This window comes from Pseudomonas sp. P65(2024), assembly GCF_057480955.1.
Genome location: NZ_JBLIYX010000002.1, coordinates 414,645 through 440,517 on the forward strand (window position 1 = coordinate 414,645; position 25,873 = coordinate 440,517).

At 62.2% G+C, this 25,873-nt stretch carries 24 protein-coding genes, 1 tRNA gene and 1 pseudogene; 15 read left to right on the top strand and 11 right to left on the bottom strand.

Annotated elements, in window-relative coordinates:
- Window positions 1–60: 60 nt before the first annotated feature.
- On the bottom strand, window positions 61–1,374 hold the full coding sequence (locus AC25MA_RS04585) for a hypothetical protein (protein ID WP_139121012.1): 1,314 nt from the start codon (window positions 1,372–1,374) through the stop codon (window positions 61–63).
- An 89-nt stretch (window positions 1,375–1,463) separates the two neighbouring features.
- On the bottom strand, window positions 1,464–2,000 hold the full coding sequence (locus AC25MA_RS04590; RefSeq protein WP_139121013.1) for a hypothetical protein: 537 nt from the start codon (window positions 1,998–2,000) through the stop codon (window positions 1,464–1,466).
- A 676-nt stretch (window positions 2,001–2,676) separates the two neighbouring features.
- Between AC25MA_RS04590 and AC25MA_RS04595 the strand changes: the two are divergent.
- Window positions 2,677–2,847 (top strand): annotated as a pseudogene (locus tag AC25MA_RS04595) (IS3 family transposase); the annotation flags it as partial.
- A gap of 203 nt (window positions 2,848–3,050) precedes the next feature.
- A complete protein-coding gene (locus tag AC25MA_RS04600) occupies window positions 3,051–3,308 on the top strand; it encodes a hypothetical protein (RefSeq protein ID WP_028688456.1) in 258 nt (85 codons plus the stop codon).
- Window positions 3,309–3,369: 61 nt separating this feature from the next.
- Here the strand turns inward: AC25MA_RS04600 and gbdR are convergent, their stop codons facing one another.
- Together gbdR and AC25MA_RS04610 are read right to left on the bottom strand one after the other, a co-directional pair.
- Window positions 3,370–4,476, bottom strand: a complete 1,107-nt coding sequence (gbdR, locus tag AC25MA_RS04605) for a choline metabolism transcriptional regulator GbdR (protein WP_028688457.1) — start codon at window positions 4,474–4,476, stop codon at window positions 3,370–3,372.
- Between the two features lie 389 nt (window positions 4,477–4,865).
- Window positions 4,866–6,242 (bottom strand): L-serine ammonia-lyase, encoded by a 1,377-nt coding sequence (locus AC25MA_RS04610; RefSeq protein WP_028688458.1) that lies wholly within the window; start codon window positions 6,240–6,242, stop codon window positions 4,866–4,868.
- 444 nt (window positions 6,243–6,686) lie between these two features.
- Between AC25MA_RS04610 and AC25MA_RS04615 the strand changes: the two genes are divergently transcribed.
- From AC25MA_RS04615 to choV, 3 genes are all read left to right on the top strand, one after another.
- Window positions 6,687–7,634 (top strand): choline ABC transporter substrate-binding protein, encoded by a 948-nt coding sequence (locus AC25MA_RS04615; RefSeq protein WP_069015877.1) that lies wholly within the window; start codon window positions 6,687–6,689, stop codon window positions 7,632–7,634.
- Between the two features lie 81 nt (window positions 7,635–7,715).
- Window positions 7,716–8,564, top strand: a complete 849-nt coding sequence (gene choW, locus AC25MA_RS04620) for a choline ABC transporter permease subunit (protein WP_172402369.1) — start codon at window positions 7,716–7,718, stop codon at window positions 8,562–8,564.
- Window positions 8,561–9,739 carry a choline ABC transporter ATP-binding protein gene (choV, locus tag AC25MA_RS04625; RefSeq protein WP_028688460.1) on the top strand — a complete coding sequence of 393 codons (1,179 nt, stop codon included), beginning with the start codon at window positions 8,561–8,563 and terminating at the stop codon, window positions 9,737–9,739. The genes choW and choV overlap by 4 nt, the downstream gene beginning before the upstream one ends.
- Before the next feature lie 138 nt (window positions 9,740–9,877).
- Here the strand turns inward: choV and hisF are convergent, their stop codons facing one another.
- The 6 genes from hisF to AC25MA_RS04655 all read right to left on the bottom strand — a co-directional run bounded on the left by hisF (window position 9,878) and on the right by AC25MA_RS04655 (window position 14,846).
- Complete coding sequence (gene hisF / locus AC25MA_RS04630; protein ID WP_069015878.1) at window positions 9,878–10,648, bottom strand: imidazole glycerol phosphate synthase subunit HisF; 771 nt, start codon at window positions 10,646–10,648, stop codon at window positions 9,878–9,880.
- Between the two features lie 9 nt (window positions 10,649–10,657).
- The gene (gene hisA, locus AC25MA_RS04635) at window positions 10,658–11,395 is read right to left on the bottom strand and encodes a 1-(5-phosphoribosyl)-5-[(5-phosphoribosylamino)methylideneamino]imidazole-4-carboxamide isomerase (RefSeq protein ID WP_028688461.1); all 738 of its coding nucleotides are present in this window, start codon (window positions 11,393–11,395) and stop codon (window positions 10,658–10,660) included.
- Between the two features lie 27 nt (window positions 11,396–11,422).
- Window positions 11,423–11,683, bottom strand: coding sequence for a DUF2164 domain-containing protein (locus tag AC25MA_RS04640; protein WP_028688462.1), 261 nt, complete (start codon window positions 11,681–11,683; stop codon window positions 11,423–11,425).
- Complete coding sequence (gene hisH / locus AC25MA_RS04645; protein ID WP_028688463.1) at window positions 11,684–12,322, bottom strand: imidazole glycerol phosphate synthase subunit HisH; 639 nt, start codon at window positions 12,320–12,322, stop codon at window positions 11,684–11,686.
- On the bottom strand, window positions 12,323–12,916 hold the full coding sequence (gene hisB / locus AC25MA_RS04650) for an imidazoleglycerol-phosphate dehydratase HisB (RefSeq protein ID WP_028688464.1): 594 nt from the start codon (window positions 12,914–12,916) through the stop codon (window positions 12,323–12,325).
- A gap of 271 nt (window positions 12,917–13,187) precedes the next feature.
- Window positions 13,188–14,846 (bottom strand): OFA family MFS transporter, encoded by a 1,659-nt coding sequence (locus AC25MA_RS04655; RefSeq protein ID WP_028688465.1) that lies wholly within the window; start codon window positions 14,844–14,846, stop codon window positions 13,188–13,190.
- Between the two features lie 424 nt (window positions 14,847–15,270).
- Between AC25MA_RS04655 and AC25MA_RS04660 the strand changes: the two genes are divergently transcribed.
- The 6 genes from AC25MA_RS04660 to AC25MA_RS04685 all read left to right on the top strand — a co-directional run bounded on the left by AC25MA_RS04660 (window position 15,271) and on the right by AC25MA_RS04685 (window position 20,767).
- The gene (locus tag AC25MA_RS04660) at window positions 15,271–17,520 is read left to right on the top strand and encodes an AsmA family protein (protein ID WP_486971815.1); all 2,250 of its coding nucleotides are present in this window, start codon (window positions 15,271–15,273) and stop codon (window positions 17,518–17,520) included.
- Window positions 17,517–18,584, top strand: coding sequence for an A/G-specific adenine glycosylase (gene mutY / locus AC25MA_RS04665; RefSeq protein ID WP_182321882.1), 1,068 nt, complete (start codon window positions 17,517–17,519; stop codon window positions 18,582–18,584). Before AC25MA_RS04660 ends, mutY begins: the two co-directional genes overlap by 4 nt.
- Window positions 18,581–18,853, top strand: a complete 273-nt coding sequence (locus tag AC25MA_RS04670) for an oxidative damage protection protein (protein WP_011536185.1) — start codon at window positions 18,581–18,583, stop codon at window positions 18,851–18,853. Before mutY ends, AC25MA_RS04670 begins: the two co-directional genes overlap by 4 nt.
- An 89-nt stretch (window positions 18,854–18,942) precedes the next feature.
- Window positions 18,943–19,018: transfer RNA gene (locus AC25MA_RS04675), tRNA-Phe, on the top strand.
- A gap of 188 nt (window positions 19,019–19,206) precedes the next feature.
- Window positions 19,207–20,217 (top strand): polyphosphate kinase 2, encoded by a 1,011-nt coding sequence (ppk2, locus tag AC25MA_RS04680; RefSeq protein WP_207851154.1) that lies wholly within the window; start codon window positions 19,207–19,209, stop codon window positions 20,215–20,217.
- A gap of 106 nt (window positions 20,218–20,323) precedes the next feature.
- Window positions 20,324–20,767: a hypothetical protein gene (locus tag AC25MA_RS04685; protein WP_028688469.1), complete on the top strand. Its 444-nt coding sequence runs from the start codon at window positions 20,324–20,326 to the stop codon at window positions 20,765–20,767.
- Window positions 20,768–20,847: 80 nt separating this feature from the next.
- Here AC25MA_RS04685 and gabP read toward each other — a convergent pair whose 3' ends face one another.
- Window positions 20,848–22,233 (bottom strand): GABA permease, encoded by a 1,386-nt coding sequence (gabP, locus tag AC25MA_RS04690; RefSeq protein WP_486971816.1) that lies wholly within the window; start codon window positions 22,231–22,233, stop codon window positions 20,848–20,850.
- Between the two features lie 606 nt (window positions 22,234–22,839).
- Between gabP and AC25MA_RS04695 the strand changes: the two genes are divergently transcribed.
- Genes AC25MA_RS04695 through AC25MA_RS04710 form a run of 4 tightly spaced genes read left to right on the top strand, consistent with a single transcriptional unit; the run spans window position 22,840 to window position 25,826 of the window.
- The gene (locus AC25MA_RS04695; protein ID WP_028688471.1) at window positions 22,840–23,613 is read left to right on the top strand and encodes an ABC transporter ATP-binding protein; all 774 of its coding nucleotides are present in this window, start codon (window positions 22,840–22,842) and stop codon (window positions 23,611–23,613) included.
- Window positions 23,614–23,624: 11 nt separating this feature from the next.
- The gene (locus tag AC25MA_RS04700) at window positions 23,625–24,386 is read left to right on the top strand and encodes an ABC transporter substrate-binding protein (RefSeq protein ID WP_028688472.1); all 762 of its coding nucleotides are present in this window, start codon (window positions 23,625–23,627) and stop codon (window positions 24,384–24,386) included.
- A gap of 57 nt (window positions 24,387–24,443) precedes the next feature.
- A complete protein-coding gene (locus AC25MA_RS04705; RefSeq protein ID WP_486971817.1) occupies window positions 24,444–25,136 on the top strand; it encodes an ABC transporter permease in 693 nt (230 codons plus the stop codon).
- Entirely contained in the window at window positions 25,137–25,826 is a 690-nt protein-coding gene (locus tag AC25MA_RS04710) for an ABC transporter permease (RefSeq protein WP_028688474.1), read from the top strand. It begins immediately after the preceding gene.
- The last annotated feature ends 47 nt before the right edge of the window (window positions 25,827–25,873 follow it).

A 25,873-nucleotide genomic window follows, 5' to 3' on the forward strand; every position in this document is an offset into this window, starting at 1 on the left:
ACCTCAACCACCAGCGTGCCTTCTCACTCAGCGCCCACCTATAGACACTCGACCTTGATTTCAGGGGTAGAATTTGGACACATCATCCCTAACCTCATTAAAATAACGAACATTATCATTATGTTCCTTAGTACCCAAACGAACTGAAGCAAAAGAAGCATTAGGATCAGAAAACTGCCCCATATCATAATGATCACATCCATTTTTTCCGCAATCAAACTTACCCATTATCGTGTGATACTTAGCACCATTGGCAAAAAACTCATGCGCGAATTTGTAAGGAGGATCACCTAGATCGGGATCTCCAGGTTTCCAGGTATGGTCCCCGCCCAAGAGATGTCCAAGCTGATGCGTCAGAATGTCTGAGTCGTGCATAACGCTGATCAAAGCAAAGGCAGTTTCTTTTCTTGTCGAGGCATAAGCCTTGCCACCAAAAAATGGATAAGCAACTGCAGTGACAACCAAATCAGCCTGCTTCGACTCTCTCTGTTCAGCAATTTGTTTTGCGACAGTCGTGTTTGACAAACGGATCGCCCTCAGCACTTCAGATGGTTCATTGTCAAACTCAGACTCCTTTAAACTCGAGGCATAATACCCAGCGTACTCAAACTCAAGGTCAACATTACTTCTCCGAAACACCTGAGAGCTCGATGCCAACATTGCCCTAATCCTGCCTTCAAAAGACGGATCAACTGCACGCGCCTCCTGCGTACTAACGAACATGACCCGAATAATACTACGCGCCCTGGGCTGTGAACCATTCACTGCTTTTTTCAGTTTTTTACCCTGCGACTCACGTATAGGATCACACTTTAAATTAGAATCCGACCCAACTTTAATGAGAGCATATCGCCCCGCACCCGCATTTTCCAAACGATAAAATTGTCCTGGCAGATATATCTCACCGCTCAGACGCTGCCCTTGCCGCACCAGCATAATTCTGCTGACAGGATCTATATCAACCTCACCAGGAGATGTGTGGTGTTGTTTTCGATCGGAAACGATGTCTCCAAACCAATACGTAGTATTGTTACCTTCTTCATAGACATTACGTTGCTGAAACTTTACAATATCTCCATTTGGTAGCGACACCAAAAGCCGGCCAACCCCTGCCTTGACCAAGGCCGGATTGACATCAATGAAACGCGCATATTCTATGTTCCTCGATTGCCCCAGTGCTTTAAGGAAATTGACGTCTGCATCGCTAGAGGCCAGCGTCGACAGCCTCTGGAGATCCATCGCTTCCTTGATATCATAAAGTTTTTGCTCATCATCCATTGATGAAACCTGCGCATGGCTTGCCACTCCACAAGCCGACAGCAGAAGCACCTGTAAAAATGCGAAAAGCCACGTAACCCTTCGTTGAACAATCATCTTACTCTCCTTGAATAGATGTGCAAGCAGTACACAGCCAAGCACAATACAAATACTTAAATAAGGCAGAAGAGCAGCCGCAAGCCGCCTTATTGATCAAGCTTCCAGGAGGTAATCTTAGTTACCTTGCCGAACAACGCCTCATTCCATATCGTTATTTCCAAGGGCTGAAGAAGACTTGGGTATGCCCACACCGACTCCTTCATGTCTCCGATCATCCGTATATATAAATTGTCTTCAGGAAGCATCCCCTGCACGCACAGCGCTGCCTCGCCCCGATCCGTTTCAAAACAAATAACGCGAAAGCCAAACCAAAGTAAAAATTTAATCGATCCGAGCTCAGGCATGTATTCTTTTCCTTCTCTCCTACACCCCTCCTCAGAAGTATGACAACTATTCTCCGCCAGCGCTTTCAGCATCTCAGGGCATATTGGCGCATTTCCGTGATCAGGCACGAATACACGGCATATTAATCCGCTCGCTGCGAAACGCCCCGTATAAAAAACAACCTGCAATTCGTTTGCAGACGGCGTCGCCCCCTCGGGCTTCGGAGTGGAACACCCCGAAAAAACAAAGACCAATACAGTCCATAGCAAGACAGCATGAATTCCGCATAGTTTGTTCATGTCCTTACCTCACTATCCTCAGATTATGCTGTCGTCGCCCAGCAGTGACATGCCAACGCTCGAACAAAAAGTATCTGCCATAATACTTAACTAACTATCAGACAGCCCGCAACTGGCAAAATTATCAGGTAGTTTGGCGTGACCCCAAAAGTCCTGGAAAGCCGTGAGCTTCCGGGATCAAGAGCAACATCCACTGCAAGGCCCCCGGTGTCAGGATAGTGGCCGCCTCGCCTGATTTACCTCAAACCAGACACAGGGGCGCAAACAGAGCCGTTGTGCCGTACTATTCCTCTGAGCGCAAAGCCGAACCCCTCAAGATGTTGCTCCCTCCATTCAATCTGACGATGGCCGAGGGCGTTCCTGAAATGTCTCTGTACACCTGACGTCGGCAAGCCAGTACCAAAGGATTCGTAGTGGTGTCCGCCCCCAAACACCCGACCGAGAGTTAGTCGGTGGAGGTGAAATTCGCTGCAGTCACCGAGTGTGCCAGCCTGTCCGAGATTGAATTGGGCGAATACTGTCGTCGCAAAAGCTTGTATGCCAAGCAGATAACCGCGTGACGGCAAGGGCTTCTGAGCGCAATGGCGTCTCAACAAGCGCAACCCAAGGTTGATCGGGAACAAGCCCGGCAGGATCAGAAATGCATCAAAGAACTTGAGATTGAACTGCGCTGCAGCTTCGAACTGCCGGACAGAGGCAGCACCGAGGACGTGCTCAGCGCCCTGGACGTAATGCCGAGCCGACAACACATGCGACCCAGGCACCGAATCGTGTGTGGTCGTGGGACATCACATACTTACCGTCTTCGGTGCGTGGTCAGTACGACTATCTGTATCTGATCGAGGAGTGGCGCGACAACTAGTTTGAAAAACGCCGAGAGTGACCAAGCCCCCGGTGCCGTGACATCAATCTGCGGCCCTCCTTTCCCGACGATTTAGCCGTAAACGACCTGTTCGTAGTCAAAGCAGCCATCGTGACAATCCGCCCTTGCCGCCCCGGAGCATCGGACACAGAATCGATTGAAAACAACAGCGGCGAAGGACATTAGTCATGATGCATGCGGACTTGATCGACCAGGACGACCTGCTGGGCCAGCTGCGCTCGCGGGGTTTCGACATTCCGGCCGGCGCCAGCGCCGAGCAGGCCTGCGAGGTGGTGATACGCGGACTGACCGAGCCCAATGCGCGGGCGCTGAAGGGCATGGTCGAGCAGATGTACACCGGCAGCGCGACGATCCTGCCGGCCGTGCGCCAGGCCATCGACAAGCAGTTGCTGCCGGCGTTGGCGCAGTTCAACAAGCGTGCCTGAAGCATTGACTGGCCCTTTGTAGGAGCGGCCTTGTGCCGCTCCTACAGGGACCGATGTTCAGCTACAGGCGCACACTGGCAAAGGTCGACTCGTTACGCGCCTGGCTCAGCGCCGCCATCGGCCCGCTGTGCGGTGACAAGGCCATGGCTTGCGGAATCGGCATCATTGCCACCTGCTGGGTGGTGTTCGAGCCCACGCGCTCGTCACGCGGCGGAATGCCGAAGTACTCGCGGTAGCACTTGGAGAAGTGCGGCGTGGACACGAACCCGCACACCGACGCCACCTCGATGATCGACATCGGCGTCTGCTTGAGCAATTGCCGGGCACGGATCAGGCGTAGCTTGAGGTAGTAGCGCGACGGCGAGCAGTGCAGGTACTTCTGGAACAGTCGCTCGAGTTGGCGCCGCGACACGGCCACGTACACCGCCAGTTCGTCCAGGTCGATCGGCTCCTCGAGGTTGGCCTCCATCAGCGCGACGATTTCCTGCAGCTTCGGCTGGTTGGTGCCGAGCATGTGCTTGAGCGGCACGCGCTGGTGGTCCTGTTCGTTGCGGATGCGTTCGTAGACGAACATCTCGGAGATCGCCGCCGACAGCTCACGGCCATGATCGCGGCTGATCAGGTGCAGCATCATGTCCAGCGGCGCGGTGCCGCCGGAGCTGGTGAAGCGGTTGCGGTCGAGGGTGAACAGGCGGGTGCTCATGTTCACCCGCGGGTAGGCTTCCTGCATCGCCGCCAGGCATTCCCAGTGCACGCTGCAGTCGAAACCGTCGAGCAGGCCGGCGCAGGCCAGCGCCCAGCTGCCGGTGCACACCGCGCCCAGGCGGCGCGACTGGCGGGCCTGGGCCTGTAGCCAGGTGACGTGCTCGCGGGTGACGGTGCGCTGGATGCCCACACCGCCGCAGACGATCACGGTGTCGATCGGGGGCGCGCTGTGCATGGCGGCATCGGGGGTGATCTGCAAGCCATCACTCGCCCAGACTTGGCCACCGTCGACGGTCAGAGTATGCCAGCGGTAGAGCTCGCGACCGGACAGCTGGTTGGCCATGCGCAGCGGCTCGACCGCCGACGCCAGGGAAATGAGGGTGAAGTTGTCCAGCAGGAGAAAGCCGATGGACTGGGGTGCTGTGCGGTTCTGGGTTGGGGTCCCGGAGGTGTACGACGTCATCGCGATTTCTCCTCACACAATGCAGGGTGTGCCTCAGGCGAGCACTGTTCTTGTAATGGCCCCGTTTCGTATGCAGGGGCTTTGCCAATCTCAACGCAAATGGCATGCCTGAAATTGAACGCTCATCCAATAAAACCCAAAAACGACGTCGGCATGCGCCTTCCAGCGGGCCGGGTGATGAGCGTCAGTTCAAACGCAAACGGGCGCGCCAGCGCCCCTGCGCGTCACCGCTGAGCAATTCGGTAGCACTTGTGGGAAAGTTGCCCAGATGCGACAGACTTGAGTGTCACCGACAATGACCCTGCTGGTAACGACAGGCGACGGCCGGTAGATGACAACCAGTGCGCCAGAATGTGGCGCATCGGTCACGCGCGGGCCAGAACGGCGCATCAGCATTCGATGACGCTGACCGCCAGGCCCCCACGGGAGGTTTCCTTGTACTTGTCATGCATGTCGGCGCCGGTGTCGCGCATGGTGCGGATCACCTGGTCCAAGGAGATGAAATGATCGCCATCACCGCGTAAGGCCATCTGCACGGCATTGATCGCCTTCACCGCAGCGATGGCGTTGCGCTCGATGCAGGGCACCTGCACCAGGCCACCGACCGGGTCGCAGGTCAGGCCAAGGTTGTGTTCAAGGGCGATCTCGGCGGCGTTCTCCAACTGCGCCGGGGTGGCGCCAAGCACGTCGGCCAAGCCTGCGGCAGCCATGGCGCAAGCCGAACCGACCTCGCCCTGGCAACCAACCTCGGCGCCGGAGATCGAGGCGTTCTTCTTGCACAGGATGCCCACTGCCGCCGCGCCGAGGAAGAAGTCCACCACATTGGACTCATCCACCGCATCGGAGAACCGCATGTAGTAGTGCAACACCGCCGGGATGATGCCCGCCGCACCGTTGGTGGGCGCGGTGACCATGCGCCCGCCAGCGGCGTTCTCTTCGTTGACCGCCAGGGCAAACAGGTTGACCCACTCCATGGCGCTCATGGTCGAGCCGATCACGTTAGGCTTGCCCAGCTCCTGCAGGCTGCGGTGCAGGCGGGCGGCGCGGCGGCGCACATTGAGCCCTCCCGGGAGGATGCCTTCATGCTTGAGGCCGTTGTTCACGCACTCCTGCATGGCTTGCCAGAGCTTGAGCAGGCCGGCGCGGATCTCCGCTTCGCTGCGCCAGACCTTTTCGTTCTCCAGCATCAATTGCGACACGCGCAGGTCGTTTTGCTTGCACAGGCGCAGCAGTTCGGCGGCGCTGTCGAAGTCGTAGGGCAGCACGGTCTGGTCGGCGTCCAGCACGCCGCTGGCGGCCTGGGCGGCATCGACCACGAAACCGCCGCCCACCGAGTAATAGGTGTCGCGGTGCAGCTCGCCCGCCTCACCTTCGGCGATCAGGGTCATGGCATTGGGGTGGTACGGCAGGTTCTCGTCCAGCAGCAGCATGTCGCGGGCCCAGACGAACTCGATGGGCAGGTGGTTGTCGAGCTTGAGCACGTTGGTTTCGCGCAGGTCGGCGATGCGCGGGGTGATCTGGCTGGGGTCGATGGCGTCGGGCCATTCGCCCATCAGGCCCATGATCGTGGCGTTGTCGGTGCCGTGACCGACACCGGTGGCCGACAGCGAGCCATACAGCCTCACTTCGACGCGCCGCACCCGCTCCAGCTCACCGCGCTCGCGCAGCCCCTGGACGAACAGCGCGCCGGCGCGCATGGGGCCGACGGTGTGTGAGCTGGAAGGCCCGACACCGATCTTGAACAGGTCGAACACGCTGATGGCCATTGTCGCATCACCTCTTGATGGGCTTGTCTCGCAGCGCCGAACACCGCCTTGCGCAACTGCTAGGCTGAAAGCTCGAGCCGCCTCGGAATGCTCGCATCATCGGGCTTTTGCCCACCCCCTCGCCGTCTGCAACCGACGTACTTTTGTCCAGCAGCGCCGCCACTGCACCGGCCCTGCGTGCGCCGTTTTCCAGCGCCGGGACGCCGCAAAAACCGAGGCCGGGGGGTGGAAAAATCCAGTTGCGACATCGTCCGTACTGGATGCGACCCGTCCTGTACTGGATACGACGCCACCAGTAGGCGATTGCCGAACGCTGGAGGATTATCGAAAGCGACTCGTATTGCACGGCCTCGCATCCTGCCCTCTGCAGGCCTGGTCGACCGGAGCCCTGAGAACGCCCGGCGACCCACGCGAACCCGAAGATAAAATCACAGGAGTCCATCCATGAAAGCTTCACCCAAGCTGTTGCTGGTCGCGTTGCTGTCCGCTCCGCTGCTGGCCCAGGCCGCCGAACCCGAGCAGTGTCAGACGGTGCGTTTCTCGGATGTCGGCTGGACCGACATCACGGTCACCACCGCGACCACCAGCGTCGTGCTCGAAGCCCTGGGCTACAAGACCCACACCACCATGATCTCGGTACCGGTGACCTACAAGTCGCTGGCCACCGGCAAGGACCTGGACGTGTTTCTCGGCAACTGGATGCCGACCATGGAGAACGACATCAAGCAGTACCGCGACGCCGGCACCGTCGAGACCGTGCGCGCCAACCTGGAGAACGCCAAGTACACCCTGGCCGTGCCCCAGGCCCTGTATGACAAGGGCCTGAAGGATTTCGCCAACCTGCCCAAGTTCAAGCAGGAGCTCAAGGGCAAGATCTACGGCATCGAACCCGGCAACGACGGCAACCGCACCATCCAGAAGATGATCGACGACAACGCCTTCGGCCTGAAGGACGCCGGTTTCCAGATCGTGCAGTCCAGCGAGGCCGGCATGCTCGCCCAGGTAGAGCGGGCGCAGAAGCGCGACGAGGCGATCGTGTTCCTCGGTTGGGAACCACACCCGATGAACACCCGCTTCAAGATGCAGTACCTGACCGGCGGGGACGCCTACTTCGGTCCCGATTTCGGCAAGGCCACCGTGCTCACCAACACCCGCAAGGGCTATGCGCAGGAATGCGCCAACGTCGGCCAGTTGCTGAAGAACCTGTCGTTCGAGCTCAAGGATGAAAGCACCATGATGGGCTATGTCCTGGACGACAAGATGAAACCCGAGGCGGCGGCCAAGAAATGGCTCAAGGACAACCCCGGCAAGCTGGATGCCTGGCTGGCCGGCGTGACCACCGTGGACGGCAAGCCCGGCCTCGAGGCGGCCAAGGCCAAACTGACGCAATAACGCAAGACGCAATGGCAACACCTCGGGGCGGGACCGTGCCCGCCCCGGACTGATTTCAATCTTTGCAGGTGGAAGCTCGCTATCATGCTTATCGATCAGAAAATACCCCTGGGGCAGTACATCGCCTCATTCGTCGAATGGTTGACCCAGAACGGCGCCAGTTACTTTGACGCCATCGCCGCAGGCCTGGAATTCATGATCCATGGGGTCACCAGCGCCCTGACCTGGTTCAACCCGTTCGTGCTCATCGCCCTGTTCGCCGCCCTCGCGCACCTGATCCAGCGCAAGTGGGCCCTCACCGTCTTCGTCGCCCTGTCGTTCCTGCTGATCCTCAACCTGGGCTACTGGCAGGAAACCATGGAAACCCTGGCGCAGGTCACCTTCGCCACGGTGGTCTGCGTGGTCATCGGCGTGCCGCTGGGCATCGCCGCCGCGCACAAACCAATGTTCTACACCGCCATGCGCCCGGTGCTGGACCTGATGCAGACCGTGCCCACCTTCGTCTACCTGATCCCGACCCTGACCCTGTTCGGCCTGGGCGTGGTGCCAGGACTGATTTCCACCGTGGTGTTCGCCATCGCCGCGCCCATCCGCCTCACTTATCTGGGCATCTGCGACGTGCCGCAGGAACTGATGGACGCCGGCAAGGCCTTCGGTTGCTCGCGCCGCCAGTTGCTGACCCGTATCGAACTGCCCCACGCCATGCCGAGCATCGCCGCCGGCGTGACGCAATGCATCATGCTGTCGCTGTCGATGGTGGTGATTGCCGCCCTGGTCGGCGCCGACGGCCTGGGCAAACCCGTGGTCAACGCACTGAACACCGCCGATATCTCCCTGGGCTTCGAAGCGGGCCTGGCCATCGTGCTGCTGGCAATCATGCTCGACCGTATCTGCAAGCAACCGGAGCTGCCGGTAAGGGGTGAGGCATGAGCATCATTCGTTTCGAAGACGTCGACGTCATTTTCTCCAGCAAGCCGCGCGAGGCCCTGGCCCTGCTCGACCAGGGCAAGACCCGCGAGCAGATCCTCAAGCAAACCGGGCTGGTGGTCGGTGTCGAGAAGGCCAACCTGGACATCAACAAGGGCGAGATCTGCGTGCTGATGGGCCTGTCCGGCTCTGGCAAATCCAGCTTGCTGCGCTGCATCAACGGCCTCAACACCGTGAGCCGCGGCAAGCTGTTCGTCGAGCATGAAGGCAAGCACATCGACATCGCCCACTGCACCCCGGCGGAGCTGAAAATGATGCGCACCAAGCGCATCGCCATGGTGTTCCAGAAGTTCGCCCTGATGCCCTGGCTGACGGTGCGCGAGAACATCAGTTTTGGCCTGGAGATGCAGGGCCGTCCCGAGAAGGAACGGCGCAAGCTGGTGGATGAAAAGCTCGAGCTGGTGGGCCTGACCCAGTGGCGAAACAAGAAGCCGGATGAACTCTCGGGTGGCATGCAGCAGCGCGTCGGCCTGGCCCGGGCGCTGGCGATGGACGCCGACATCCTGCTGATGGACGAACCGTTCTCGGCCCTTGACCCGCTGATCCGCCAGGGCCTGCAGGACGAACTGCTGGCCCTGCAGAGCAAGCTGAGCAAGACCATCGTCTTCGTCAGCCACGACCTCGACGAGGCCCTGAAGCTGGGCAGCCGTATCGCGATCATGAAGGACGGGCGGATCATCCAGTACAGCAAGCCGGAAGACATCGTGCTCAACCCGGCCGACGAGTACGTGCGTACCTTCGTCGCCCACACCAACCCGCTCAACGTGCTGTGCGGCCGCAGCCTGATGCGCAGCCTGGACCAGTGCAAGCGGGTCAACGGCTCGGTGTGCCTGGACCCGGGAATCGACTCATGGCTGGACCTCGGCGAGGGAGGCTCGCTCAAGCGCGCGCGCCAGGGCCAGAACGGGCTGGATATGCAGAACTGGGCACCGGGGCAGGATGTGGAGCTGCTGGAGCGCAGGCCGACCGTGGTGCACGCCGATATCGGCATGCGCGAGGCGCTGCAGATTCGTTACCAGACCGGCAACAAGCTGGTGCTGCAGGATAACGACAAGGTGGTGGGGATTCTTGGGGATACCGAGCTTTACCATGCCTTGCTTGGCAAGAACCACGGGTGATGCCTCTGGGGCCGCTTCGCGGCCCTTTCGCGACACAAGGCCGCTCCCACAGGCACGACGCCAGCCTCAGGTGCAGTGCTGTACTTGTGGGAGCGGCCTTGTGTCGCGAAAGGAGGGCGAAGCCCTCCCAGCGCTCTGTCAGCGAACGACGATCCCACGCGAAGCCATATAGGCCTTCGCCTCAGGCACCGTGTACTCGCCAAAGTGGAAGATACTCGCCGCCAGCACCGCGCTGGCGTGGCCTTCCAGAATTCCGTCCGCCAGGTGTTGCAGGTTGCCCACGCCACCGGAGGCAATCACCGGAATCCCCAACGCATCGCTGATCGCCCGGGTAACACCGAGGTCGAAGCCGTTCTTCATGCCATCCTGGTCCATGCTGGTCAGCAGGATCTCGCCGGCGCCCAGGCCTTCCATCTTTTTCGCCCACTCGACGGCATCCAGCCCGGTCGGCTTGCGCCCGCCATGGGTAAAGATCTCCCAGCGCGGCGTTTCGCCCGGTCCAGAAACCTTCTTGGCGTCGATGGCAACGACGATGCACTGCGAACCGAAACGGTCCGCCGCCTCACCCACGAACTCAGGGTTGAACACTGCCGCGGTGTTGATCGAGACCTTGTCGGCACCGGCGTTGAGCAGGTTGCGGATGTCCTGCACGGTACGCACGCCGCCACCGACGGTCAGCGGGATGAACACCTGGCTGGCCATGCGCTCGACGGTATGCAGGGTGGTGTCACGGCCATCGATGCTGGCGGTGATGTCCAGGAAGGTGATCTCGTCCGCGCCCTGCTCGTTGTAGCGCCGGGCAATCTCCACCGGGTCGCCGGCATCGCGGATGTTCTCGAACTTGACGCCCTTGACCACCCGGCCGTTGTCCACGTCCAGGCAAGGGATGATGCGCTTGGCCAGTGCCATGGTCGCTCCTTAGCCTTGATAGTTGTCGCAGAAGGCCTGGGCCTCGGCGACGTCGAGGGTGCCTTCGTAGATGGCGCGGCCGGTGATGGCGCCGATGATGCCGGGGGCCTTGGCGTCCAGCAGGGCCTTGATGTCGCCCAGGTTGTGGATGCCGCCCGAGGCGATCACCGGGATCGAGGTGGCTTCGGCCAAGGCCTTGGTGAAGGGCACGTTGCAGCCCTGCATCATGCCGTCCTTGGCGATGTCGGTGTAGACGATCGCCGAGACGCCATCGGCCTCGAAACGCTTGGCCAGGTCAATGACCTGCACCGAGCTCACTTCGGCCCAGCCGTCGGTGGCGACGAAGCCGTCTTTCGCATCAAGACCGACGATGACCTTGCCCGGGAAGGCCTTGCACGCTTCGGCGACGAACTCGGGCTGCTTGACCGCCTTGGTGCCGATGATCACGTGGCTGACGCCGGCCTTGACGTAGTGCTCGATGGTTTCCAACGAGCGGATGCCGCCGCCGATCTGGATCGGCAGGTTCGGGTAGCGCTTGGCGATGGCAGTGACCACTTCACCGTTGACCGGTTGGCCTTCAAAGGCGCCGTTCAGGTCGACCAGGTGCAGGCGACGGCAGCCACCCTCGACCCATTTGGCGGCCATGCTCACCGGGTCGTCGGAGAATACGGTGGAGTCTTCCATGCGGCCTTGGCGCAGGCGTACGCAGGCACCGTCCTTGAGATCGATAGCGGGGATAATCAGCATCTTGGCAACCTGTCTTGTTCGTTGGGTTCAGGGCTTCTCGAGCGCCCACAGGTCGCTTTCGATGCTCTCGAACCGCTCCTTGAGGTGCAGTTGAACATCGGCAATCGCCCTGTTGTAGTAATGGGGTGCAATTTCCTTGCTGAACAGCTCGAGGACCTCGGCCACCTCGAACGACCCCAGCTGCAGCTCGAAGCGGTCTTCGAGGAAACGCTTGAGCGTGTCGAGCGCGTCGCGCTCCTGCTCCGGCGTCAGCGTGATGATCGGGGCCTTGGTCTTCGATCGGCTCATTTACCAGCGCCCGTCCCAGGCGACGAAGTTCTGCAGCAGCTGCAGGCCATGGGTATGGCTCTTCTCCGGGTGGAACTGCACGGCAAAGCGCGAGCCATCGGCCAGCGCGGCGGCGAAGTCGACGCCATAGTGGCCGCGACCGACGACCTGGCCCGGCTTGCCGGCGTTGATGTAGTAGCTGTGCACAAAGTAGAAGCGCGCCCGGTCAGGGATGTCATGCCACAGCGGGTGGTCAATGGTCTGGCTCACTTCGTTCCAGCCCATGTGCGGCACCTTCAGGTGCTCGCCGTCTTCCTTGAGGTCTTTACCGAAGAAGCGCACCTGGCCGGGGAACAGGCCGATGCAATCGACGCCATCGTTTTCTTCGCTGTGGTCGAGCAGCGCCTGCATGCCCACGCAGATACCGAGGAACGGACGGTCCTGGCTGACCTCGCGCACCAGGCTGTCAAAGCCCAGGCGGCGGATCTCGGCCATGCAGTCGCGGATCGCGCCGACGCCGGGGAACACCACGCGGTCGGCTTCACGAATCACCGCGGCGTCGCTGGTCACCAGCACCTTGCCGGCGCCCACGTGCTCGAGGGCCTTGGCCACCGAGTGCAGGTTGCCCATGCCATAGTCGATTACGGCTACCGTCTGCATTTACAGGCACCCTTTGGTGGACGGCATCTGCCCGGCCATGCGCTCGTCGAGGGTGACGGCCATGCGCAGGGCGCGGCCGAAAGCCTTGAACACGGTCTCGATCTGGTGGTGGGTGTTGTGGCCACGCAGGTTGTCGATGTGCAGGGTCACCAGGGCGTGGTTGACGAAGCCCTGGAAGAACTCCTGGAACAGGTCGACATCGAAGCCGCCGACGGTGGCGCGGGTGTAGGGCACATGCATCTGCAGGCCCGGGCGCCCCGAGAAGTCGATGACCACGCGCGACAACGCTTCGTCCAGCGGCACATAGGCATGGCCATAGCGGAAGATGCCTTTCTTGTCGCCGATGGCCTGGGCGAACGCCATGCCGAGGGTGATGCCAACGTCCTCGACGGTATGGTGATCGTCGATATGCAGGTCGCCCTTGCACTCGATGTCCAGGTCGATCAGCCCATGCCGGGCGATCTGGTCGAGCATGTGTTCAAGGAAAGGCACGCCGATTTCAAATCGGGCCTTGCCGCTGCCATCGAGGTTGATCGAGCACTTGACCTGGGTTTCCAGGGTATTGCGCTCGACGGAAGCCTTACGTTCGACCATCACCAGCTCCGCAAAATCATTGGGCGAAAAGGGCTCCATTATAGGCCCAGAACGCGCCGGCTTGAAACGCGGATGACATATGGCAGGGCTAGTAATTACGGGGGCGGGACGGGCCTACAGGTCTATACAAGTACCTTTGGGGGCTGCTTCGCAGCCCATCGCGACACAAGGCCGCTCCCACAGGAGCCTCGTGAGCCTGAAGGTACGCAATGCCTGTGGGAGCGGCCTTGTGTCGCGAAAGGGGCGCAAAGCGCCCCCAGGGCCAGCTAACTCAGTGAAACAGCACCGCCGTCTTCTGCAAGGTGATCCACACCCCCCAGGCCAGCGGAATCACCACCACGGCCCAGGCCAGCAGCACCAACGGCAGGCTGCCCGGCGCCGCATGCCACTCCAGCGAGCGTGCCGAATCGACACCCTTGTCATGGCTCAGCGCTCGCTCGGCAGCCAGTTCGGCATCGGTCATGAAGTACTTGTCCGCTACCGGCCGCACCAACATGTTGCAGATGAAGCCCAGCACCAGCAGGCCGGCGAGAATGTACAAGGTCATGTCGTAAGCCGCCGCGCGCTCCACGCCCGCAGCCAGCTGCGCCTCGCGCAGGTAGGTGATCAGCACTGGGCCGAGCACGCCTGCCGCCGCCCAGGCCGTCAGCAGGCGACCATGGATGGCGCCGACCATCTGTGTGCCGAACAGGTCGGCCAAGTACGCCGGGACGGTGGCGAAACCGCCGCCGTACATCGACAGGATGATGCAGAACGCCGCCACGAACAGCGCCACGTTGCCGATGTGCCCCATGTTCGGCACCAGGCTGTAGAGGCCCACGCCCAGGGCGAAGAAGGCAAAGTAGGTATTCTTGCGGCCGATGTAGTCGGAGAACGACGCCCAGAAGAAGCGCCCGCCGATGTTGAACAGGCTCAACAGCCCGGTGAAGCCGGCGGCAATGGCGGCGATCTGCGCCAGCTGCGCGGCGTTCAGTTCGCTGAACGTCAGTTCGTTGCCCAGCAGCTTGCCGGCAAACACTTCCTGCAACAGCGGAGAGGCCATGCCCAGGATGCCGATACCGGCCGACACGTTCAGGCACAGCACCAGCCACACCAGGGCGAACTGCGGGGTCTTCCAGGCCACGCTGACGTGCACGTGACGATCGGTGACCATGGCGTTGGCCTTCTTCGCCGGCGGCGTCCAGCCTTCAGGCTTCCAGCCGGTCGGCGGCACGCGGTAGGCCAGGGCGCCGGCGGTCATGAACACGAAGTAGATCGCGGCCATGGCCACGAAACTCTGCCATACGCCCACTTCGGTCGGGCTGGAGAAATGGCCCATCAGTGCGGTGGCCAGCGGCGCGCCCACCATGGCACCCCCGCCAAAGCCCATGATCGCCATGCCGGTGGCCATGCCGCGCTTGTCCGGGAACCACTTGATCAGCGTCGACACCGGCGAGATGTAGCCCAGACCCAGGCCGATCCCACCGATCACCCCCGAGCCCAGCCACATCAGCCACAACTGGTGGGTCTTCACGCCGATCGCCGAGATCAGCAGGCCACCGCACCAGCATAGCGCCGATACCAGGCCGGCCTTGCGCGGGCCGGCGTGCTCCAGCCAGCCGCCGAGCACCGCGGCCGAGCAGCCGAGGAACACGAAGAACAGGGTGTAGATCCAGCTGAGCATGGAGATTGGCCAGTCGCACTCGGCGCTGAACAGTCGGGCGACAAAGCCCATGTCGGCGGCGCAGGCCACCGGTGCGCTGACACCCAAGGCCTGGGACAGCGGCAGCCAGAACACCGAAAAGCCATAGGCCATGCCGATGCACAGGTGGATCGCCAGGGCCGCCGGCGGCACCAGCCAGCGATTGAAGCCCGGACGGGCGATGATGCGCTCCTTCGACAGGAAGCCCGGCGCGCTCGCCACCGTCCCCGACGTGATACTGCTGTTCATGGATTGTTCCTTTTGTAGGTGGGCTGTGCGCATGGACGGCTCTGCTTCGGCTGCACGCAAGGCAGCCCGGCCGCTTGGGCTGGCACCCCGCGACAATGGGTCGCGGGGACTCCACGGGCGGGCGCAAGATTACCAGCAGGGGGTGACATGAAAGCAATCTGATATCGTGTTTTTTTCGTCAACTGAAACGATCAACCCTGTATCGGGGGCGCCTGCATCACCGGCATGCCGGCTCCCACAGGAACAGCGCAAGCCTTGAGGCAAGCGCGATCGGCGTGGGAGCCGGCTTGCCGGCGATGAGGCCCGAACAGGCAATAAATGAACTGCCGCCATTGCCACTGTCGAAATGTCGGATACGCAGAGCCAAGTGCCACGGCGCTATACTCGCCGCTGAATTTCTAAATCGGACTACAAGGACTCGCCCATGAAAGCGTTCGGCAAAATCCTGGGGCTGGGACTTCTCGGGTTGTTGCTGATCATCGTGGCGCTGGGCTTCGCCCTGACCCACCTCTTCGATCCCAACGACTACAAAGATGAAATCCGCAAGCTGGCCCGCGACAAGGCCCATGTGGAACTGACCCTCAACGGCGACATCGGCTGGAGCCTGTTCCCCTGGCTGGGCCTGGAACTGCACGAAGCAAGCATCGCCACGCTGAACAACCCCAAGGTGCCGTTCGCCGACCTGCAGATGCTCGGCCTGTCAGTGCGCGTACTGCCGCTGCTGCGCCGCGAGGTGCAGATGAGCGATGTGCGGGTCGAGGGCCTCAACCTGACCCTGACCCGCGACGCCAACGGCCATGGCAACTGGGAAGACATCGGCAAGCCACTGCCGCAGCCGACCGTCGCAGGCGCGTCGGCGAGCACGCCGACTGAAACGCCAGCCGCCACACCAGCCAACTCGGAAGCCAGCGAGCACTCGGTCAAGCTCGACATCGACAGCCTGACCGTCAATAACGCCCGCGTGCTCTACACCGACGAGAAAGCCGGACAGACCTATGGCGCCGAAAGCATCCAGCTGAGCACAGGTCCCGTGCACGAAGGCGCGAACATCGCGCTCAAGGCCAGCGCCTTCCTCAGCGCCAGCCAGCCGAACATCAAGGCGCGCACCGAGCTGACCGGCGAGCTGCGCTTCGACCGCAAGCTCAAGCGCTACAACCTCGAGGACATGCGTCTGTCCGGCGAAACCTCGGGCGAGCCGCTCTCCGGCAAGACCCTGACCTTCGTTGCCCAAGGGCAGGTGCTGGTCGACCTGGCGGCCAATGTCGCGTCCTGGAGCGGCCTGAAGGTCTCGGCCAACCAGTTGCGTGCCCTGGGCGAGCTGAACGTGCGTGATCTCGACAAGGCCCCGCAGGTCAGCGGCGGCCTGTCCATCGCCCAGTTCGACCTGCGCAGCTTCCTCGACGGCATCGGCCACCCGCTGCCGGCCACCGCTGACCCGGCGGCATTCAAGAAACTGGAGCTGGTCACCCGCCTGCAGGGCACGCAGAACAGCCTGGCCCTGGAAGACCTGGCGGTGAAGCTGGACGACAGCACCTTCACCGGCCGTGTCGCCGTGGACGACTTCGCCAAGCAAGCGTTGCGTGTGCGCCTCAAAGCCGACACGTTCAACGCCGATCGCTACCTGCCGGCCAAAAGCGAAGAGGCCAAGGGCGCCACGGCAGCGCGCCAGGCCGAGGTCAAGCAGCAGGAAGCCACCGCCGTCGCTGGCGCGGGCACCACACCACTGCCCGACGCTCCGACCCAGGTGGCCTGGAGCAACGACAAGCTGTTGCCGGTCGACCGCCTGCGCGCCCTGGACCTGCAGGCCGACCTGTCGTTCGGCGCGCTGACCCTGGACAAGCTGCCGATCAGCGACGCGCAGTTGACCGCCAGCGGCCAGGCCGGCCTGGTCACCCTGCAGACCCTGCGCGGCGGCCTGTACAACGGCACCTTCGAGGCCAAGGGCACTGTCGACGTACGCCCTGCCGTGCCGCAGATCGGCGTGAACGCCAAGATCAGTCGCGTGCCGGTGGAGCACTTCATCAAGCGCGAAAGCCCGGACCAGGCGCCGCCGGTCAAGGGCCTGCTGACCCTGAACAGCGACCTGACCGCCACCGGCAACAGCCAGAAAGCCTTGGTCGATACCCTCAACGGCAACGCCAGCTTCACCATCAATGATGGTGTGCTGGTCAACGCCAACCTGGAACAGCAGCTGTGCCAGGCCATCGCCACCCTCAACCGCAAGCAGCTCAGCGGCGAACAACGGGGCAAGGACACGCCGTTCCAGGAACTGCGCGGCAGCCTGGTGGTGCGTAACGGCGTAGCCAGCAACCCGGACCTCAAGGCACGCATCCCGGGCCTGACCGTCAACGGCCATGGCGACCTCGACCTGCGCGTGCTGGGCATGGACTACAACGTCGGTGTGATCGTCGAGGGCGACCAGCGCGCCATGCCCGACCCGGCCTGCCAGGTCAACGAGCGCTTTACCGGTGTCGAAGTACCGCTGCGCTGCCGTGGCCCGCTGGAGCTGGGCGCCAAGGCCTGCCGCCTGGACCAGGACGGCCTGGGCAAGGTCGCCGCGAAGCTGGCCGGCAACCGCCTGAAGGACAAGATCGATGAAAAACTCGAAGAGAAACTCGGAGACAAGGTGAGCCCGGAACTCAAAGATGCGCTCAAGGGGCTGTTCAAACGATGAGCCCCCAGCAGTTCTCCAGCGCCGTGCTGGACTGGTACGACCAGCACGGCCGCCACGACCTGCCCTGGCAACAGGGCATCACCCCGTATCGGGTGTGGGTCTCCGAAATCATGCTGCAGCAGACGCAAGTCAGCACCGTGCTCAACTACTTCGACCGTTTCATGCAGGCGCTGCCGACCGTGCAGGCTCTGGCCGAGGCGCCGGAGGACGAGGTGCTGCACCTGTGGACGGGCCTTGGCTACTACACCCGCGCCCGTAACCTGCAAAAAGCCGCGAAGATCGTTGTCGAGCAGCATGGCGGCGAGTTCCCACGCAGCGTCGAGCAACTCACCGAATTGCCCGGCATCGGGCGCTCCACGGCGGGCGCCATCGCCAGCATCAGCATGGGCATCCGCGCACCGATCCTCGACGGCAACGTCAAGCGCGTGCTGGCCCGCTTCACCGCGCAGGCCGGCTACCCCGGCGAGCCCAAAGTGGCCAACCAGCTCTGGGCCACCGCCGAACGCTTCACACCGATGACCCGGGTCAACCACTTCACCCAGGCCATGATGGACATGGGCGCCACGCTGTGCACCCGCAGCAAGCCCAGTTGCCTGATCTGCCCGCTGCAAAGGGGTTGCGAGGCACACCTGCATGGCGAAGAGACCCGCTACCCCGAGCCCAAGCCGCGCAAGGCCCTGCCCCAGCGCAAGACCCTGATGCCGCTGCTGACCAACCACGAAGGCGCGATCCTGCTCTATCGCCGGCCCTCCACCGGCCTGTGGGGCGGACTATGGAGCCTGCCGGAGCTGGACAGCCTGGAACAGCTCGACGACCTCGCGTACCAGCACGGCCTGCGCCTGAACGGCAGCCAGGCCCTGGACGGCCTGACCCACACCTTCAGCCATTTCCAACTGGCCATCGAACCCTGGCTGGTGCGTGTCGAGCCCGTCGGCTCGTACGTGGCCGAGCCCGACTGGCTCTGGTATAACCTCGCCACCCCGCCGCGCCTGGGCCTCGCCGCCCCGGTCAAGAAGCTGCTGCAACGCGCGGCCGACGAACTGATTGCAGGAGATAAGCCATGACCCGCACCGTGAAGTGCCGCAAGTACAACGAAGAACTCCCAGGCCTCGACCGCCCGCCCTACCCGGGCGCCAAGGGCCAGGACATCTTCGAGCACATCTCGCAGAAAGCCTGGAAGGAGTGGCAGGACCACCAGACCATGCTGATCAACGAAAAGCGCCTGAACATGATGAATGCCGAAGACCGCAAATTCATCCAGGCCGAGATGGACAAGTTCTTCGCCGGCGAGGATTACGCCCAGGCCGAAGGCTACGTTCCGCCCTCGAATTGACCCACGAATCGTAAGCGACGGAATTAATTTAAATTTTTTTGAAAAAGTCGTTGACGGCCTCTGAGAAAATCTATTTAATTCACCCCGTCGCCCAGATAGCTCAGTCGGTAGAGCAGAGGATTGAAAATCCTCGTGTCGGCGGTTCGACTCCGTCTCTGGGCACCACCTTCAAGCTTCTGGTGGTTGCAAAGTTACCCGAAGCGACACAAGAAACCCGCCTAGTGCGGGTTTTTTGTTGCCTACCGTTTTACCCCAGGAATCCTTCGCCCCTGGTTGATCGATATCAAAATGCCTCCCTTTGCTCCTGCATAGGATGGAAGGTGGACATTCGACCGACCCCCGCAAGGACCTCCATGAGCGAAGAATCCGCCACCCTCCTCCTGCCAGCGCCCGCCGAGGCCGCCAGCAACCCCAAGCCAGCCCCTCGCCCTCGTCGCCCACGCCAGCGCAAGCCGGCCACCAGCACCGCCGCGCAAGAGACCATTACCCAGGTCAGCCAGCAGCCCGCCGCCCTGGAAGTGGCGAACGCCCGCAAAGGCAGCAACGAAGACAGCACCTCCGCTCGCCTGCCGGCCAACTACCCCTACCGCACGCGCATGCGCCGCCAGGACTATGAGAAGGCCAAGCATGACCTGCAGATCGAGCTGCTCAAGGTACAGAACTGGGTGAAGGAAACCGGCCAGCGCATCGTCGTGCTGTTCGAGGGCCGTGACGCCGCCGGCAAGGGCGGCACCATCAAGCGCTTCATGGAGCACCTGAACCCGCGCGGCGCGCGCATCGTCGCGCTGGAGAAGCCCTCCGAGCAGGAGAAGGGGCAGTGGTACTTCCAGCGCTACGTCCAGCACCTGCCCACAGCCGGCGAAATGGTGTTCTTCGACCGCTCCTGGTACAACCGCGCCGGGGTCGAGAAGGTCATGGACTTCTGCTCGCCCCTGCAGTACCTGGAATTCATGCGCCAAGCGCCGGAGCTGGAGCGCATGCTGTGCAACAGCGGCATCCTGCTGTTCAAGTTCTGGTTCTCGGTGAACCGCGAGGAGCAGTTGCGCCGCTTCATTTCGCGCCGTGACGATCCGCTCAAGCACTGGAAGCTGTCGCCCATCGACATCAAGTCGCTGGACAAGTGGGAGGACTACACCGCGGCCAAGGAAGCGATGTTCTTCCACACCGACACCGCCGATGCACCGTGGACGGTAATCAAGTCGGACGACAAGAAGCGGGCACGGATCAACTGCATTCGCCACTTCCTGCATTCGCTGGATTATCCGGGTAAGGATCACAGCGTGGCGCATGCGCCGGATCCGTTGCTGGTCGGGCGGGCTTCGCGGGGCTTCGAGGAGGATGAGCCGGAGGCGCTAGTCAGTTAAGCCCCGGGGGCGCGTTGCGCCCCCGGCGATCTCGAATACCTGCTTGGGTTTCCCTGGCAACTACGCTTCAATACGCGCCTTTACCAGACACCCCAAGGATCCACCCATGGCCACCAACACCAAACAACAGAAACGCGCCAAGCGCGCCGCCACCAAGGCCAAGCAGAATCGCATGGTGCGCAGCGGCCAGGCGGTCAAGGCCAGCGCCGGTGACAGCGCCAGCGTCGAGCAGGTGTTCAACAAGGCCATGGAGTCGGGCAGCTACAACAGCCTGTTCGAAAAGATGAAGCAAGCCCAGGAAAACGGCCTGGTGCCGATGATCTCGGTATTCCTGGTCGACCCGCTGCTGGCACTGGTGCTCAAGGGCCACAAGGAAGAACACGCCACCGACTACATCGTCCTGGTGTTCACCGCCTACCGCAAATGGCTCGACGGTGCCGACGAGGACGCGACCATGGCCTGGCTGGAAAGCGACGAGTTCCAGGACGCCTATGTCACTGCCTCGGAAGTCGTGGCCAGGCAGCAGCAACAGCAGAAGCAGTTCGGCTGAGTCGCCCCCACCCCCGCACAAGTCAAACAAAAAGGCCGCGCCCCTCACAGGACGCGGCCTTTGCATTTCACGCCAACGGATCAGCTATCCAGCGCCACCCGCGCAGCAGCGCCGCGCTTGCGGTGCAGCAACAGGCCAGCCGCCACCACGCCAATGCTCAGGATCGCCGTGGCGATGATCTCGGCACGGTGGTCTTCACGCAGGCCCATCACCACCAGAATGGCGATGATGAAAGCGATGGTCGCCCAGGTCAGGCCCGGGAACATCCACATCTTGAACGAGATCTTCTCGCCCTTCGCCTCACGCTGGGCACGCATGCGCAGTTGCGACACGGCGATCACCAGGTACACCAGCAGGGCGATGGCGCCGGAGCTTGCCAGCAGGAACTCGAACACCGCGGCCGGGGCCAGGAAGTTGGCGAACACGCACAGGAAGGCTGCGGCAGTGGACAGCAGCACGGCCCAGTGCGGGGTGCCCGCCTTGGTGGTGCGCTGGGCGATGGCCGGGGCGTCGCCACGCTTGCTCAGGGAGAACAGCATGCGCGAGGAGGTGTACAGCGCCGAGTTCAGGCAGCTGGTCACGGCGATCAGCACGACGATGTCGACGATCAGCTTGGCATTCGGCACGCCGATCAGGCTAAGGACAGTCTGGTAGGAGCCTTTCTCGGCCAGGGCCGGATCGTTCCACGGCACCATGGCCACGACCAGGAAGATCGACACCAGGTAGAACAGGCAGATACGCCAGATCACCGAGTTGGTGGCCTTGCTGATCTGCTTGCCCGGGTCTTTCGACTCGGCGGCGGCAATGGTGACGATCTCGGTACCCATGAACGAGAACATGGTGGTCAGCATCGCGGCCAGCACCGCGCCCAGGCCGTTGGGCATGAAGCCCTGGGTATCGAACAGATGGCTGACGCCGCTGACCTGGCTACTCGGCACCATGCCGAACATGGCCGCGCAACCGACGACGATGAAACCGATGATCGCCAGCACCTTGAGCAGGGCGAACCAGAACTCGAACTCACCGTAGTTCTTCACGCTGAACAGGTTGGTGACGGTCAGCGCCAGGGTGATGATCAGGGAGAAGGCCCACAGGCCCACCGACGGGAACCAGGCATGCAGGATGGCCGCGGCGGCGTTGGCCTCCAGCGGGATCACCAGGACCCAGAACCACCAGTACAGCCAGCCAATGGTGAAACCAGCCCAGCGCCCGATGGCGCGGTCGGCGTAGGTGGAGAAGGAACCGGTATCCGGCGAGGCGACCGCCATTTCGCCGAGCATGCGCATCACCAGCACCACCAGGGTACCAGCGGCGGCGTAGGCCAGCAGCACGGCAGGGCCGGCGGCAGCGATGGCATGGCCGGAGCCGACGAACAGGCCGGCGCCGATCACGCCGGCAATCGACAGCATGGTCACATGCCGTTGCTTGAGCCCCTGAGCGAGGTCATTGGAATTGTTACCGCTCATAAAACTACCTTTGTAAGGAGGTGGACTACACGAATGACTGGCCAGCGCGCCGGGGTGTGAGTGGGCGTCGCTGCATTCAGTGGTTTCCGGATGGCAATAAGCGGGCCAGCTGAGAATGGCTTTCGTCTGAAATGTTTCTGCAACCAATAACGACGCGGCTTGCAGGGCATTGTGCCAAGCCTTGGCCGAAAGGTCGCCAAACCCCCGTGCCAAGTTGGGATTACTGAAATACCCACTTACAAACGCACCAAAGGTGCCCCTCGGTAACACCCAGGCACACATTCAGGGCAAGGCAAAGCGCAACCCACGGGCGCAACCCGGACCCCACATAACACGCAACACAGTGCCACCCGGCCAAAAACGGCTTCCCAGACCGGAGCAAAGCTGGCACCATCGCGCCTTTTTTCATCAAGGCTCCGGTGCTGGGCAAAACGCCAATGCGGATATCCTGGCGACAGTCCACTGCAGCGATGCGACAAACTGTCCTACCAGCGACCCGAGCCCCCCGCGACCCGGTTGGCCGCCGTTGCGCCGCTATGCTAGCGTGGCGCTCGCCAGGAAGGCCGCCAACAGCTGGGAACGCACCCGAACACATGAGGACCGCACATGGCCCAGGCCACGCCCGCGCTGGAAATCCGCAACCTGCACAAACGCTATGGCGAGCAGGAAATTCTCAAGGGCATTTCGCTGACCGCGCGCGACGGTGACGTGATCTCCATCCTCGGCTCATCCGGCTCTGGCAAGTCCACCCTGCTGCGCTGCATCAACCTGCTGGAGAACCCGCACCAGGGCGAAATCCTCGTCGCCGGTGAAGCCCTCAAACTCAAGGCGCAGAAAAACGGCGACCTGATCGCCGCCGACAACCGCCAGATCAACCGCCTGCGCAGCGAAATCGGCTTTGTCTTCCAGAATTTCAACCTGTGGCCGCACATGTCGATCCTCGACAACATCATCGAGGCGCCGCGCCGCGTGCTCGGCCAGAGCAAGGCCGAGGCCACCGAGCACGCCGAGGCGCTGTTGAACAAGGTCGGCATCTTCGACAAGCGCCACAGCTACCCCGCCCAGCTTTCCGGTGGCCAGCAACAGCGTGCCGCCATCGCCCGTACCCTGGCCATGAAACCCAAGGTCATCCTGTTCGACGAGCCAACCTCGGCGCTCGATCCGGAAATGGTCCAGGAAGTGCTTAACGTCATCCGCGCATTGGCCGAAGAAGGCCGTACCATGCTGCTGGTGACGCACGAGATGAACTTTGCCCGCCAGGTGTCCAGTGAAGTGGTCTTCCTGCACCAGGGCCTGGTCGAAGAGCAAGGATCGCCGCAGCAGGTCTTCGAGAACCCGACCTCGGCGCGTTGTAAGCAATTCATGTCCAGCCACCGCTAACGGAGCACTACATGCAGACCTACAAGAAGTTCCTCCTGGCAGCTGCTGCCACGCTGGTGATGTCGGCCAATGCCATGGCCGCCGAGAAACTGCGCATGGGTATCGAAGCCGCTTACCCACCGTTCAACAACAAGGATGCCAGCGGCCAGGTCGTCGGCTTCGACAAGGACATCGGCGACGCCCTGTGCGCCAAGATGAAGGTCGAATGCGAAGTGGTCACTTCCGACTGGGACGGCATCATCCCGGCGTTGAACGCCAAGAAGTTCGACTTCATCGTCTCGTCGTTGTCGATCACCGATGAGCGCAAGCAGGCGGTGGACTTCACCGACCCGTACTACTCGAACAAGCAGCAGTTCATCGCGCCGAAGAACGTCGACTTCAAGACCGACCGCGCCTCGCTCAAGGGCAAGACCATCGGTACCCAGCGCGCCACCCAGGCGGCAACCTGGCTGGATGACAACGGCGGCATGGATGGCGAGTTCAAGGTCAACCTCTACGACGGCCAGGAAAACGCCTACCTGGACCTGACCTCCGGCCGTGTCGACGCCATCCTCGCCGACAAGTACGCCAACTACGACTGGCTGAAATCCGACGCCGGCAAGAACTACGAGTTCAAGGGCGATCCGGTCAACGAAAGCGATAAGGTCGGCATCGCCGTGCGCAAGGGCGACAACGAACTGCGTAACAAGCTCAATGCCGCGCTGAAGGAAATCGTCGCCGACGGCACCTACAAGAAGATCAACGACAAGTACTTCCCGTTCAGCATCTATTGATTCGCCCCGACAGGCATCGCCGCCATGGCGGTGCCTGTCCCTTGAACAAACTTACCCATGACTATCGACCTGCACGGATTCGGCCCGGCCATGATGGCCGGTACCCTGATGACCGTAAAACTGGCGCTCTGCGCCTTGCTGCTGGGGCTGGCCCTGGGCCTGCTCGGCGCCTTGGCCAAGACTTCGTCGGTCAAGCCGCTGCAATGGCTTGGCGGCACCTATTCCACGTTGGTGCGCGGCGTACCCGAACTGCTTTGGGTGCTGCTCATCTACTTCGGCACCGTCGGGCTGATGAACAGCCTCGGCGCAGCCCTGAACATACCAAGCCTGGAGCTCAGCGCCTTCGCCGCTGGCGTCATCGCCCTGGGCCTGTGCTTCGGCGCCTACGCCACGGAAGTGTTCCGCGGCGCGATCCTGGCCATTCCCAAGGGGCACCGTGAAGCGGGCCTGGCGCTGGGCCTGTCCAAGGGCCGCATCCTCTCGCGGATCATCCTCCCACAGATGTGGCGCATCGCCCTGCCGGGCCTGGGCAACCTGTTCATGATCCTGATGAAGGACACCGCGCTGGTGTCGGTGATCGGCCTTGAAGAAATCATGCGCCACGCACAGATCGGCGTGACCGTGACCAAGGAGCCGTTCACCTTCTACGCGGTCGCCGCCTGCATCTACCTGGGCCTGACCATCATCGCGATGATCGGCATGCACTTCCTGGAAAAGCGCGCCGCTCGCGGCTTCATGAGGGCCGAGTAAATGAACTGGGAAGTCATCATCAAGTGGCTGCCGCGCCTGGCCCAGGGCGCGACCCTGACCCTGGAGCTGGTGGCCATCGCCGTCATCGCCGGCCTGATCCTGGCCATTCCGCTGGGGGTCGCGCGCTCTTCGCGGCACTGGTACGTGCGCGCCCTGCCCTACGGCTACATCTTCTTCTTCCGCGGCACACCGCTGCTGGTGCAGCTGTTCCTGGTCTACTATGGCCTGGCCCAGTTCGAAGTGGTGCGCAACAGCTCGCTGTGGCCGTACCTGCGCGATCCGTTCTGGTGCACGGTGCTGACCATGACCCTGCACACCGCCGCCTACATCGCCGAGATCCTGCGCGGCGCCCTGCAGGCGATCCCCAAGGGCGAGATCGAGGCGGCCCGTGCACTGGGCATGTCGCGGGGCAAGACGTTGTTCTACATCATGCTGCCGCGCGCCACGCGCATCGGCCTGCCGGCCTACAGCAACGAAGTGATCCTGATGCTCAAGGCCAGCGCCCTGGCCAGCACCGTGACGTTGCTGGAGCTAACCGGCATGGCGCGGACCATCATCGCCCGCACCTACCTGCCGGTGGAGATCTTCTTTGCCGCCGGGGTGTTCTACCTGGTGATCTCGTTCGTGCTGGTGCAAGGCTTCAAGGTACTGGAGCGCTGGCTGCGCGTGGATGCCTGCCAGGGACGTTGAGCCCATGAAGACCTCGGGGCTGCACAGCAGCCCCTCTCGATCGCGCC